The sequence below is a fragment of the Stieleria sedimenti genome (genome assembly GCF_025060895.1).
Lineage (GTDB): Bacteria > Planctomycetota > Planctomycetia > Pirellulales > Pirellulaceae > Stieleria > Stieleria sedimenti.
The window spans coordinates 1-14,300 of sequence record NZ_JANZKV010000280.1; the positions used below are offsets into that span (position 1 = coordinate 1).

General features: G+C 58.5%; 8 protein-coding genes. 6 read left to right on the forward strand and 2 right to left on the reverse strand.

Features of this window, described 5'->3' with window-relative positions; genetic code table 11:
• Positions 1-21: 21 nt before the first annotated feature.
• The gene (locus NZK35_RS29850) at positions 22-1,182 is read right to left on the reverse strand and encodes a multiheme c-type cytochrome (protein WP_259636193.1); all 1,161 of its coding nucleotides are present in this window, start codon (positions 1,180-1,182) and stop codon (positions 22-24) included.
• 158 nt (positions 1,183-1,340) lie between these two features.
• Between NZK35_RS29850 and NZK35_RS29855 the strand changes: the two genes are divergently transcribed.
• The 6 genes from NZK35_RS29855 (at position 1,341) to NZK35_RS29880 (ending at position 13,371) form a co-directional block, all read left to right on the forward strand.
• Positions 1,341-2,741, forward strand: a complete 1,401-nt coding sequence (locus NZK35_RS29855) for a tetratricopeptide repeat protein (protein WP_259636194.1) — start codon at positions 1,341-1,343, stop codon at positions 2,739-2,741.
• A 138-nt stretch (positions 2,742-2,879) separates the two neighbouring features.
• Complete coding sequence (locus tag NZK35_RS29860; RefSeq protein ID WP_259636195.1) at positions 2,880-5,408, forward strand: polysaccharide biosynthesis tyrosine autokinase; 2,529 nt, start codon at positions 2,880-2,882, stop codon at positions 5,406-5,408.
• Between the two features lie 244 nt (positions 5,409-5,652).
• Complete coding sequence (locus NZK35_RS29865) at positions 5,653-6,372, forward strand: hypothetical protein (protein WP_259636196.1); 720 nt, start codon at positions 5,653-5,655, stop codon at positions 6,370-6,372.
• 324 nt (positions 6,373-6,696) lie between these two features.
• Complete coding sequence (locus NZK35_RS29870; protein WP_259636197.1) at positions 6,697-7,284, forward strand: hypothetical protein; 588 nt, start codon at positions 6,697-6,699, stop codon at positions 7,282-7,284.
• Positions 7,285-7,398: 114 nt separating this feature from the next.
• A complete protein-coding gene (locus NZK35_RS29875) occupies positions 7,399-8,346 on the forward strand; it encodes a CHAD domain-containing protein (protein ID WP_259636198.1) in 948 nt (315 codons plus the stop codon).
• 153 nt (positions 8,347-8,499) lie between these two features.
• Complete coding sequence (locus NZK35_RS29880) at positions 8,500-13,371, forward strand: protein kinase domain-containing protein (protein ID WP_259636199.1); 4,872 nt, start codon at positions 8,500-8,502, stop codon at positions 13,369-13,371.
• A 197-nt stretch (positions 13,372-13,568) separates the two neighbouring features.
• On the opposite strand, the gene NZK35_RS29885 is transcribed toward NZK35_RS29880, so the two are convergent.
• The gene (locus tag NZK35_RS29885; protein WP_259636200.1) at positions 13,569-14,138 is read right to left on the reverse strand and encodes a hypothetical protein; all 570 of its coding nucleotides are present in this window, start codon (positions 14,136-14,138) and stop codon (positions 13,569-13,571) included.
• Positions 14,139-14,300: the final 162 nt, after the last annotated feature.

A 14,300-nucleotide genomic window follows, 5' to 3' on the forward strand; every position in this document is an offset into this window, starting at 1 on the left:
TTAACTTAGCGGCATTGGGCTTTAGCCGCCTGTTTCGCTGCTCTGCGGCGAGGGTTGATGCACTCGAATCCAGTGATCGTGGAACTGCAACCCTTCGTCCAGCTCGACGACCGGCATGTGACATTCGATGCAGCCGGTTGTCGGTGAAACCGGACAGGCGACATGCTCGGAAACTTCAGGCTGGTGGCAAGTGACGCAATGTTGCTCGTGATCGGATCGCTCGATCGCGTCGATGGTTCGGTGCGGGTTGTGGCAGGTGGTGCATTTCAGCTCGCGATCGGATTCCAGATAGCAGCGGCTGCGCAACAGTCCGACCGGTTGAAACCGCGCCAACAGTTTCGGATAGTCTCGGATCTCCTTTTCGGAGATGCTGCGTGGCAATCGGTGACAATCCCCGCAAAGCTGAAATTCCGATTCGGTGTCCCAGGACGGCTGACCGACCGAATAGGGCGGCGGCGAGGTGGGGTTCAACCGCGCCGCACGCACATGCTCGCTGCCCGGGCCATGACACTTCTCGCAATTGATGCTTGCGACCAGGTCGACGATCGATTCACCGACAATTTTCGCGTTCGTCGTGTGGCAGTAGATGCACCGCTGCAGTGGTTCGCCCCGCGATGAATCGCCAAAGTATTCCAGCGCATCGCGGGGTGTCTTGTTCGCGTGTCCCGGCGTCAGTGCGAGGCGGCCATCGGAATAGCAGGTTACACGGTGTTCGATTCCCTCGGTTTGGCCGTCGACCGCCGTGGTCAGCGTGAGCAACGTTTGGGCGTGGTGTCCCGATCCCAACGCGTATTGCAGTGGAAAACGCTCCTGTTCAAACCGCTGCGGTAGCGAGACCGAGAGTCTGCCTTGTCCCTCGGCATGATAGTGGTAGGTCCCGTACGGCTCGCCTGCGTCGAACGACTGGTCGTCAAACGTCTTGGCAAGATCGGTTTGCGAAACCAGATGAAACGTTGAGGCATGGCCATGTTCGGCATGCAGGGCGAAGTTCTCGGCATGACATTCGCGACAGACCTGACGACCGACCAGCGTGGGGGCGGGCGACGCCTTGCCCGTCGCATCATCCGCGGCAACGTTCATCCGATCGTCGACGTCCGCCAGATCCTGTGATCCGCGAAACGTCGCAAACGCGATCAGAATCAAGCAAACGCCCGCGATGGGAAGGATCAGTCCACGATTCACCCGTCTCACTCCCAAGGGGCACCAATGTTTTGTCACGGCCAAAGTGAATCCATCGCGTCGACGACGAACTTCCCAATTGTGCCGCAAGGCGATTCGACCGACAATCAACGAAACGCCAGAAAGCAAGTATACCAGCGCAGGGGAACAGTCGATTGAACGTGCGACATCACCAGAGCATCGTTGTTTCCGCGTGCCTCATCCTGTCGATTGCCGTGTGGGGCGGCTGTGACAATAAGCATGCGTCACCCAAGCCGTCGCAGGCATCTCCAACCGACGCGGCGGATCCGAGCGTGGCGGACACGGCTTCTGCGGACACGGCTCCTGCATCGTCGAATCAGGCGACGCGGAATTCCGCCGAGCCGATGGCATCGGCAGCGGACCAGCCCCCCACGCCGGATCCCGCAACGCTGCACCATCGAGCGATGCTGGCATTGCAGGCCGGACAGGATGAAGAGGCATTCCAATTGGCGCGGCAGGCCATGCGACTGGCCCCCGATGACCCGCAAGTGGTTTTTCTGATGGCGATGGTCTTGGGCAATCGCAAGCGTTTTCCGGAGGCCATCAAGATGCTCGACGAATTGGCGACGACAACCCCCGATGTCCGGCTGCCGGTGTTGGGGCAGACGGCCGAATGGATGGTCCGCTTCGGGCATTACTCCCAAGCCGAAAGGCGCTATCGAAGGCTGCTGGACGAAGTACCCGATGCTGCCCTGGTGCATCGTAATTTGTCACGGTTGATGCTGCGGCAAGGGCGACGTATCGAAGCCGCCGAGCACCTGATCGTGCTCTGTTCACTCGGCGACATCATGGAAGATGAACTCCGAGCGTTGCTCTCCATCTCGCATCCCTTTCCCGGTGACGTGACCAAGGACAGCTTTGATCCGATTGGAACGTTGGGATGGGCACGGGTGGAGTTGAGTGGCGATCAATGGGCATCGGTTCGATCGCGTCTGGAAGCATCCCAAGTTCGCAGCGCCTCGGAAGACGCTCTGTTGGGACGAGCCTATGCTCAACTCAACGACGGCGAGGCGCTGGGGAATTGGATCGCCGACAGCAGCGACGCAGTCGATCGATACCCCGATGCCTGGCTGGCCAGAGGCGTCGCGGCGTCGCTTCAGGGCGACCACGCCGCAGCCGTGAAAGCACTTGCCGAATGTGTGCTTCGGGATCAAACCGATCACCACGCCTATGCGTTGATGAGCCAGTCGCTGCGTGAACTGGGGGCGGTCGACGAAGCGGAGGCGGTAAGCCGCAGGGCGGAGACGATCCGGAAAACCACCACGATCGGCGCCGCGATGGCATCGCAGGAAACTCGCGATACCGCAGTGATGTCGCAGCTGGCCGAACTGCTGCAACAACTCCATCGCCCCCTGGAAGCGCTGGGCTGGCGTGGTGTTCAACTCGCCTACGCCGGCGAAGCGGGGACCCTCACCCCAGCCGACGCACAGCGAATTTTAGGCGAAATTGAAGACGAACGCGGGCAATGGCTGAAAGCCGACCGCGGACAGGCGACCCGGCCATTCGTGCTCTGTGATGTCGATGTGGATGCGATCGAGTGATCCATGGTCTGCGAGGGAAGTCCGACATCAATCGGGAGCTTCGGGCGTTATCGTTTTGACTAATTCTGCCCTAGAGTCAACCAGATCATTGCACGTGTTCCCTTCCCGCCTCGCTGACTCTAGCCTCTGCCGCCATTCATGTTGGAACCATCGTCTCCCAACGTTCATTCTGACTCCGGTCATGCGATGGAACGCGACGGTGGGCGAATGGATGGGGAGCCGATCGGGACGGTTCTGTGGCGTTACAAATGGCTGATCGGGATTTTGTTGCCGATCGGAACACTGTTGGGGTACTGGGTCAACCGGCACAAACCGATGACCTATCGTGCGACAACCCGGTTGATGTTCAGGACCGACACGCCCTTGACGCTCGACACGTCCACCGGCCTGATCCGCGGTGGAATCCCCAGCGGCAATCTGATGCAATCGCTGATCAGTTCCGATGCGATCGCCGGGCGGGTCCACTTGGATGAACAACTGCGCTCGATTCCGGCCTTGCGGGAACTGACGGACGATCAATTCATCGCCTTGGTGCGGGGCGGGATTCAGTTTCAAACGATCACGGATCTGAAGGATTCTCGCGACCGTCTGATCGCGGCGGTCCATTTCGACGGACACGATCCAGAGGTCTGCGTCGCCGCCGTCAACTCGGTCAGCGATGCGATCCAATCGCACTTCCAAGAAGAACGTGAGTTGCGGGTGAATGAATTTGAGCAATTGGTCAGCCAAGCTCAAGAAAAACTGTTGCCGCAACAGGCCGAACTGGAAGAAGCCTACAAGACATTTCGTGAAGCCGCTCCGTTGGAATGGGACCCCAACGGCCAGGTCGTCAATCCCCACCGTCAACGTCAGTTTCAACTGCAATCCTTTCGCGATCAACTGGAGCGAAAGCATCGTCAGCTCGACGGCGAATTGCGATTCGCCGAGAGCATGCGAAGCCGTCACAAGAATCCACTGATGGTTGCGATGATCATCGGTCAATTGAGTGATGTCTTCGAAGACTCGCGTTTGATGCTCAATGGGGGGGCAACCAAGAGTCTGGCAACGGACGATCTGGAAATGCAAAAGATCGAGGTCGAAAAGAAACTCGTTCCGTTGGTGATCCGGCGGGAACAATTGGAGATGGCGTACGGTCGATCGCACCCCGAAGTCAAATCGATCGTGATGCAGATCGAAAGTTCTCAAAGTAAATTGAATGAGTTGATCGCTCAGGTCGACCGACGTCGCAAAGAACTGAGCGAGCAAAGTCAACAGATCGCTGAAGCAGACGGATCGAGCAAAGCCCAGGTGGTGCGTGCCGGTGAAGCGGTCGACGCCTACATTCGCGGATTGAGCGAACGCTTACGTGTCGCCAACGAAGACCTGAACGACGTGGATCGGAAAATCGAGGCCGAAAAACTGGCCGCCGACGAGCTGAAGAAATTTGAAGACACCGACGCCTCGTTCCGTCGACGCATCGCCAGTCTTCAAGGCATGTTGATTCAACTGGAACAGCAACTGGCTGCCCTGGAATTGATCGACATCAACGGCGGGATCCTTGTCGAACCGCTGTTGGCGACCGGCAAAGCGCATCGGACCGGCCCCGAATTGAAAAAAGATTTGGCCGTGTTCACCATGCTGGGCCTCGGTTTGAGCGGCCTGTTGGCGCTGCTGTTTGAAGCCGGTGCGAAGACCTTTCGCAGCGCCGAAGCGATTCAGCTCGAATTGCAGGCCCCCGTGCTGACGCACATTCCCTTTGACGGGGGACGCGGCCAAAACCAAAAGCCAATGCCCGCCAACTCGATCGCGCGATTGGATCCCAAGCTGGCGGTGATTCATCGGCCGCATTCACCGGCGGCAGAATCGGTGCGCGCCGTCCGCACCGCCATGCTGTTGGACCGTCAAAAAATGGACAGCAAGGTTTTTCAGATCACCAGCCCTTTGCCGGGTGACGGAAAAAGCACGCTGGCGGCCAACGTCGGCTGTTCCATCGCCCAGTCGGGAAAGCGAACCCTGCTGATCGACTTGGACCTGCGAAGCCCGAGACTTTCGCTGCGTTTTAATCTGGATACCAAGATCGGCTTGGCAAACGTGCTCAATGGTGAATTGAGTGCCGCCCAGGCGGTCCATCAATCGCCGATCGAAAACCTTGACATCCTGCCCTGCGGTCCGCTGCCGGCCAACCCCGCCGAAGCGCTGACCTTGACCGAGCTGGCTGACGTTTTCCAGTGGGCGCGGGCCAACTACGACTTCATCATCGTCGACACGCCTCCACTGCTGATGGTCAGCGACCCCACGATTGTGACCACCTATGTCGATGCCGCGATCTTGGTGATGCGGATCCGACGTCGTTGCAAACCGAACGCGAAAGAAGCCGTCGCGATGCTGCGTTGGACCGGATCACGGGTGATGGGCGTGGTCATCAATAAATTCACCTCGCCCCACTCCACAGCGTCTTACCAGAGCAGTGCCAGTGGAAGCTACCAGTCGATCGGCTACGGCTATGGTGATCGCTATCGCCGCCGTTATCAACGCGAGGTCAACGCCCAGGACACCTATGTCGTTACCGGCACAAAGAATCTCGAGCGGGTCGACCGTGTCGTGCCGAGCGAGGCCAACCGGACGGGCAGACCACACCTGCACCAAGTCGCGCCGCAGGACTCGTCACCTCGTCCACGACCTCTCTGACGAGCCGGACTCTACGACTGGTCCGCTTGTGCAATCGCGAGACCGCCATCACGATCGGAATCGCCTGATTCAGAAAAGCTCACAAAGTGTGCGGTTTCGCCCGACGCGGCACAGGCTTTGCTCGCCTGACTGCGATCACGGACAGCAGGCGTTGCTGTCGCGCGACGTATCGGATCAGGCGTGCAACTTCGACGACACTTGACCGGTACACGATCGCATCAAATCGTTGCAGAGGAGCTAAACAATGACGTTTTCCGACGAGAGCTACAACCTAAGAATTGAACTGGACACCAAAGGCTGCGAATTGTCGGCCGACGAGATCGAAGACATGGAACTCGATCTCCACACGTTGCGGAACCTGGTGGCGGACTTCCCTGTGTCAGATCTGCACATCACGGTCGTCTATCACCAAAAAGCGCGTGACTACCACGTCAAAACCAGTCTAGGGCTCTCCGGGAAAATGCTGTTCACCGGCGAACGTCACCAAAAGGTCCATCCGGCGTTCGAAAGCTGTATCAGAAAACTGACCAAAAAGGTTCGCGCCTATAAACGCCAGATGCGGGTCGGCGAGGTGACCGAAAAACTCGCCGCGGGCACCCGACACGATGTCGCCCCCCTGGGAGAAATCAATGTCGAGGCCATCGTCCAAGCCGTGGGCAATGACGATTACCAGCAGTTTCGCCATGAAATGGATGTTTTCGAGTCCTCGCTGGCCTCGCGGATCAGCCATTGGATCGAACGCTACCCCGAAATCGGCTCGCGCTTGGAGCACCCCTTTCAGGTGTCCGACATTGTCGAAGAAGTCTTCCTCAATGCCTTCGATTGCTTCGCCCAACGGTCCCATGACATTCCCCCGGGACAGTGGCTGGAAAGCTTGATCGATCCATCCGTTCAAGCGTTGCTGCAATCACCCGACGAAGAATATGAGAGAATCCAATTCGCGAAAATGGCGATGATGGATTGAATGGAAATCACTGGGCGTGCACCATCGCACGTTCCCGCAGGTGACCAAGACGAGAGCGCGCCTTCGGGCGCGCTCTTGGTCCTTTGACTCGTTCCGGGCTCCGCCCGACGCAGTGAACGATTTGTTAGCGGCAGGGCGCGCGCCTGGATGCCCGGCCGCTTACGCGTCGCGGCTCACTCCAGCGACACCCCGCTTGCGCCCTGCCGCTAACACCTCCTAAAACACGGGAAACAAATCGTCCACGGCGTAGGGCTTCGTCCGGGTACGAGTTGTTCGAGTGGTCTGATCCGTGCTCAATGCCCTCCAACCAGCAGTCCGACGCGGATGAGTCACCCCCTCGAAAAGTTGATCGCCGAGATCCAATCACTCGAGCGCAGCGTGGCGGAAAAAATCCACCAGTCGGCGGGCGAGCCTCCCGACGAACGGCAAACTGAAAACGTGGTCTTCGACGCGGTTCTCCGCCGTCGCCATCGCGCCTTCGCAACCTCTCTTTGGCGTTACATGCTCGGTTCGACGGTGATGACGGTGCTCACCGCACCGGTGATCTATGCGTTGTTGATCCCCATCGCGATGCTGGATTTATTCGTGACGGTCTACCAATCGGTTTGCTTTCCGGTCTATCGGATTCCGAATGTCGACCGACACGAGTACGTGGTCATCGATCGGTACCAATTGGCCTATCTCAATGGGATCGAAAAACTGAACTGCGTGTACTGCGGTTACTCCAACGGCGTGCTGGCCTATGCCCGGGAAATCGCTTCTCGGACCGAGCAATACTGGTGCCCGATCAAGCATGCGCGGCGGGCGAAGGGCTGCCATACGCGGCAATGTCTGTTTTGCCAATTCGGTGACGCGGAGGGGTACCGACGCGAGCTGGACCGGATTCGAAAACGGTTCTCGGACCTCCAGTGACTCAGGCTGATGACCCACTCCCCGATTCCGGAAGGGGCTGCGTGGGATGGAGTACAATGTCGTCCCGAGAGGCGACTCCATGCTGAATCCTAAACTGCGATCTTGATCCTCTTCATGTCTTCCAAGCGTAACAAATCGAAACACGGTCTGCCTGCGCAGGATACGGGGAAATGGGTCCGTCTTGAAAACGCCGAAGGCTGCGTCGCCACCGCCGCTCGACTGACCCTCTCCAGCCGGCTCGCGGCGGTGCTGTACCATCTGCCCCGGGCGAGTTCGCGGTCGGACGCATCGATCGAGCATGTGCATCAATTGCGCGTCAGCACGCGACGGGTCATCGCCGTGTTGCAACTGTACAAGGACGTCTTGCCCGACAAACAGGCGCTTCGGATGGAGCGGCGGATGAAACGCATTCGTCAGGTTGCCGGTGTCGCTCGTGATCTGGACGTGCTCGCCCTGCGTTATCGCGACTCGGATTCGCAAAAACACAAGCGGTTGGTGCGACGATTAACACCGCTGCGGCGAAAGGCTCGGAGATCGATCGCGGACCTGAATCACGCACTGATGGACAAGGACCATTTGGCAAGACGCGTGAAGAAGCTGCTCAAGTCGATCCGCTGCCAATCGCCACAAGATTTAAAGGCGTTCGCAAAAACGCAACTGGCCCAGCGTTCGCAGTGTTTCTTCAAGCACGCCAAACGCGATCTCGACCGCATTGACGAACTGCATCGATTCCGCATCCAGGCGAAGCGATTCCGATACACCGTCGAGCTACTCGGTGACGTCTTGCCCGCGGAGATTCGCACCGAGATCTATCCGGTCGTTTGCAACGTCCAAGAGCTGCTGGGCGAGTTGCACGACCATTCGATTGCCCGTGAACGCATGAAACGATTGGCGTGCCAAGAACGCAAGTCGCATCGCGCAACGCAGTTCAAGGTGCTCGCCAGAAACGAAAAACGAAAGATGAAGCAAGCGGAGTCGCGTTTTCGGCAATGGTGGACGCCAAGCTTTTGCGAATCGCTCGAACGTTCGATTGAACGCGTCCTTCAGGATCCTTCGGGATAAGGTGCTGATGGAATTCCCGATCCCCGTCACAAGCTGAGCGTCGCGGCCAACGCGCTTCAAGCCGCTTCAATTGGACGAGCGTTCATCCGAGACGATATGCTTTAGCAAGACCGTTGTCATTCACCCGCACGTGAAAATTGCTGGAGCGTTTTGATGTCGATCGATTCCGACGACCCCAGGTCAGCCGATTCCTCTGGCGAAAGTCATTCCGCCACGTCGCCACCGGAAGATCGGGCGGATTCGATTTATTCCGTCTCCACCAGGCCGTTGGAGTTCGATCCACAGCCGCCCGAAGAGTCGACCGCACAGTCGCCCACAACCGGCGGCGATCAGGGCGTGACTCAGGCGGGGCCGGGCGAGTGTTTGGGCGACTTTGAACTGGTCCAGGAAATCGGTCGCGGGGGCATGGGCGTTGTTTTCGAAGCCAAACAACGTTCACTCGGAAAACGCGTCGCCGTCAAAGTGCTCCCCCATTCGGCCGTGTTGGATCGCCGCGCCGTCAAACGCTTTCAGAATGAAGCTTGGGCTGCCGCTCAACTCCAGCACCGAAATATCGTTCCGGTCTATCAGTTCGGGTCGGAACGGGGCATTTTCTTCTATGCGATGCAGTACATCGACGGCACCGATCTCGGCGATTTGCTTCACTCGCTGCGAGCGGCTGTCCGCGTGCAAGGATCGGAGAACCATGCCCCCGCCGATCCGGCTCGATTCTGGCGATTCAAGCGTCTTTGGAGTCGGCCTCCGACGGGGTCACCCAAGCCGACGCATGCCGGTGGTCCCCGCGAGACCAGGTCCAAGTCTGGGAAACGCGATTCGACTCACCGGTCCGATCGATCAAAGAAAGACACCTTACTCAACAAGCAGCAGATGATCGATTATGTCAGCAAAAACGGCTCCACCGCGGGGCTACACTATTGGGGAACCGTGACGAGTCTCTGCTGCCACGTCGCCGACGCACTTGATTACGCTCACGAAATGGGCATCATCCATCGCGACATCAAACCTTCCAACTTGTTGCTGGATTCGGAAGGCGACGTTTGGGTATCGGACTTCGGATTGGCTCAAATCGAGAACAGTCCTGAATTGACCGCAACAGGCGCCATGGTTGGAACACTCCGATACATGAGTCCTGAGCAGGTGTTGGGAAAACGCGTCGGAGTGGACCATCGAACGGATATCTACTCGCTCGGCGTGACGCTCTATGAAATGTTGACGCTTCGACACGCATTCAGCGGCGAGACTCGAGAAAAGATCGTTCGCAAGATTACATTCGATGATCCGCCGTCACTTCGAAAAATGGATCGTCGAATTCCGATCGAATTGGAGACGATCGTGATGAAGGCCGTCTCAAAAAACCCCGCAGACCGATATCAGACGGCGGGCGAGCTGGCGGATGATCTTCGGCGGTTTCGGAACAATGAACCGATCACGGGCCGAAAACCACCTGTCACGCGACGTCTCGGTCGATGGGCATCACGAAATCGATCCTTCGTTGCGTCATCCGCCGTCGTGTTGCTGACGATCCTGGTCGCCGCCGTGGTGGTCGCGGCGAATTCATTGAATCTCTACGCGGTGACCGCCGCGGCATTGCAGACGGAACAGGAAAAGAATGCGGAAGTGCAGGGTCTGCTGCGGCGCAGCGAGGGATTGCGACTGGCAGCCAACTCGATCATCGAGACCGAGGACGATCCGACCCGCGGATTGTTGCTGGCCGTCGAGGGAGCCAAACAGTTTCCCGGAAGTGAAACAAACGTTGCGATCATTGATGCACTGGACCGGCAGCATGAAACGCGCGTGTTTGACGGACACGTCGCCGCGGTCGGACGAATCGCCTTTGATGACCGCGGCACCAAACTCATCAGCACCTCCGTCAGTCAGCGATTCGATCAGGGGCCAGATCCGGCGGTGATCTGGGACATTCAAACGGGCGAGAGGCTGGGGGAATTGAGAGATGACAAGACGATCACCTCGGCCGTGTTCAGCCCGGACCGGTTTCGGATTCTGACCGCGTCCAGTCCCGGTCCCCGGCAAGCGACCGACGACATCGACGGCCGGCAGGTTGGTTTGGAGCCAAGCCTGTGGGACGCCGTGAAGCTCAACAAACTGTTGAGCTTTGAAGGCGCCTTTGCCTTCGAGGCTCATCCCTCAGCGTTCACGCCCGACGGTCGTCGAGCCGTCTTTCCATCATTGGGGCACACCGCGACCATCTACGATTGCATTGCGGGGCACCCCTTGGTGCGATTGATCGGCCATGACCGGCGCGTCGTGTTTGCGGCGTTCAACCCGCAAGGTGACCGCGTGGTCACCGTCTCGGACGACAACACGGTGCGTCTCTGGAATGCCGAATCGGGAGAGCTGATTCATGCGTTGGATTTGTGGCAGAAGCGCGATCCGAATGCCACCCGCTGCGAAATCGACTCGGCGGTGTTCCGCCCCGACGGCCGGCACCTGATGACCGCCTCGCGTTCCTACGGCATTCATTTGTGGGAGGTTGCGACGGGAGAACAAGTCAACCGACAACACCTTGAGGGCGGAGCTGCGCACTACTGGCCTGCCGCGCCCCAAATGCTGACGCACTCTCCCAGTGGTTTGCAATTGGCGATCCGCAGTGCCGAGACGGGAATCACGTTTCGCACGCTGAAGTCGACGGACGGGCCGATGCAGAAGGCCGAGGTCAGTCCGGACGGTCGATGGATTGCGACGATCGGGCATTCCGATGCTTCGCTGGTCTCGATTTGGAATGCGGCGCGTGGCGAAATCGCGACGTACTTGAGAGGTCATCCTTTTGCCGTCAATGACATCGCATTCAGCCCCGACTCCAAACTCATCGCGACGGCGTCCTCCGACCAAACGGTCCGCTTGTGGCACATCGCAAGCGGTCGCGACCGCAGGACCTATCCCACGAGCCCTTGGCCGAATGATCCGCTGGCCGTCCCAAGTCCCGATGGAAAGCAACTGGCGATCGTCGCCAGTGGCGATTTCACTCTCAGCCGAGTGGAAGATTTTGATCAGCCCGATCAATCGTTTGAGGTGATCGGGCGAACATGGATGCCCAACGCGGCCTCGCAACGGTTCGTGGTGGCCCATGAAAATCGATTGTCCCTCCACGCCCTCGCCGACGGAAAAGAACTCGCGGCGATCACCAGCCCCAATGGCCGCTTTCAAGCAGCCGCCATCAATCGAGACGGAGACCGCGTGGCCGCGACCCAGGCCGCCGGAACGCTGGTGCTCTGGTTTCCCGACGAAAATCGACAGAGTTTGATCGCCGCCAATTCCTCGAACATCTCGACCTTACGCTTCAACCCTGACGGCGATCGATTGGCGGCCGCCTGTGCCGACGGCTTCGTCCGGGTTTGGGATGCCGACTCGGGCGAATTGCAGGCCGAAATGCAGTGCGATGCGGGTGTGTTGGACGTCGTCTTCAATCCCGTCGCTGGCCAGATCGCCGCGGCCACCGACCAAAATCGGGCCGTGATTTGGAACCTCGATTCGTTCGAAAAGCATCAAACGTTGCAGGCTCCGGGAATCCAGTTCAATCGCGTGGAATTCAGCTTCGACGGCAAACAATTGCTCTCGTACCGATCCAATCATTCCAACGCGGTGCACGCCTGGGATGCGGAGACGGGGATGGTCCTTTCGAAACTGGATGCCGCCGGCATCGTGCATCTGGATGTGCACCCCGAGCAGCACGAGGTGTTGGTGACGTCCAACAACGACGGCGCCATGATTTGGGAATACAACGAGAACCGGCGTCTGCCGCTGACAGATCAGCCCATGATTCGAGGTCGGTACTCCAGCGATGGATCGAAAATCGTGATCGCTTCTGCCGTTCCGCTACCCGATCAACCCTGGCAAATGCGTGCAGCGCCCCGACAGGCCCCGTCATCGGTGCTTCAACGCTGGGGCCGCGCCAGTTTGCAGCCACTCGATTCGATCGATCTGCCCTCCGACCAAATCTATGAGCTTGTTCTGAGCGCCGAAGGCACGGCGCTGGTCAGCGGCAGCCAGATGGCGGGCGTGGTCAACTATGACGTCGCCACACACCAGCCCATTTCTCGGATTTCCGGTCACACCGCGCAGATTACTGCGTGCGCCTTCACACCCGATGCGGATCGACTGATCACTGCGTCTTGGGACCAGACCCTCTCGGTTTGGAACGCCGCCGACGGCCGGCGACTGAGGTCTCTCTCGGGACATCAGGCTGCCGTGAATTGCCTGGCGATCACGCCTGACGGTCTTTCACTCGTCTCCGCCGCAGACGATGGGCAATGCATTCGCTGGGATCTGGACTCCGGTCAACGAACGCACGAATTTCAATTGGCACAATCGAGTCTCCGTTGGATGGAGCTGAACTCGGCGGGTGACCAATTGCTCGCCCTGACCGCAGACGATGGTCTGCACGTTTATGATTTGTCGGAACAACGTGAAATTGATTTGGGGATCAACCAAACGAAAATTGAATGGGCGGAATTTTCGCCCGATGGCGGATTCCTACTCGCCATTCCGCGACGTTCCGAAATCCCCGATTCCCCCGAACAGGCTTCGGTACTGATCGTCCCGGTCAGCGGCGGCGCCGTGACATCGATCGCGCATCAATCACCCATCGTCACGGCACACTTTCATCCCAGTGGCCGTCAGTTCCTCTCGGCAACGCAAGACGGAAGCGTGACGCTTCGAGACGTCGTGAGCGGCCAGATCAAGCAACAGCTAACGCACCCCGGCATCTTCGTTGTTGCAGCGACAATCGACAGATCCGGGACGTATGTTGCCGTCGCCGGGCAGGATCAATTGATCCTCTGGAAACTCAACGGGAAACTCAAGTGGCTCTCGATGCCCCGGATCAGTCTGTTGCCGGGACCGATGCATCGCTTCGATCCATTTATTCCGCAATCCGGCTCGATGCTTTCGCAACGGCTCGACAACCTGCAATTTCGCAGTTTGCCGATCGAGCCGATCAAGGCGGCCGAATCGCTCGCACCGAGAGTCCTCTCCGATCGAGAGAAAAGTCGATTCCTGATCAAGTAACGATCCTTGTGCGACGTCAACTTGGCTCTGCTGGCGTTAGCGGTACGTCGCGAGCGGGCCGTCGATTGAGTCGATGTTCAGAAATCAGCGTGATCATCTCAGCACGACGCGTCAGCGGGCTGTCGATTTCGTCGATGTTCCGAAATTAATGCCATGATGACAGCCCGACGCGTGAGACAGGGGCGCCGCGCAGCCCCTCAATTCCTGCACGCCGGAACACAGGGTTGGCATGCCGGGATGCGGCGAACCGTGTACCAGCTGCAACGGATGCCGGTATCACACGCCTGTGACGCCAAGAAGCAGGCGCCGTCCTTGGCAATGAACTTCGCGACTCGAAAGCTCGGGTCCGCGAAACGGTATTCGACCACCTGATCGTTGCAGCAACGAATCTTGTAGGTGACTTCGTACTGGCATGCCCCGGACGTTGCGGCAACGGTCGTTTGCTGACAACAATCACAAACCTGCATCGGATTGCAATAGACGACCGTTCGGACCTTCCGGCAGCCTGGTGGAATATTACGCTCTGCCTCTGCAATCGCGGCGGCCTTCGCCTCTGAACAACCCGACGGATGACTGATCCAGTCACTCAGACCTGGGTTGCAGGTGTAATTCATCTGATTCACGGAAATACAATACGCCTTCACGTAACATGTCGCTTTGACCGGTTCGTGAAGCGTCTCGGCGGCGTCCTGCGCAATCGCGACATGGGGCAGCAGGAGGGGGAAAACGATCGAAAACGCGACAAACAAAGATACTTTCTTCAACATTTCGAGGATTCCTGATTTAGATTCGACAATCGCACGGGTGCAAAGGAGGGGGCACCGACCAGTACCTTAATCCGGTCTCGAGGGGAATGCGAATCATTTGGTGAATTTCGCCCTGGCAGGAATCCACTCACGGGCTGTCGATTGAAGCCCAATACCGCTAAG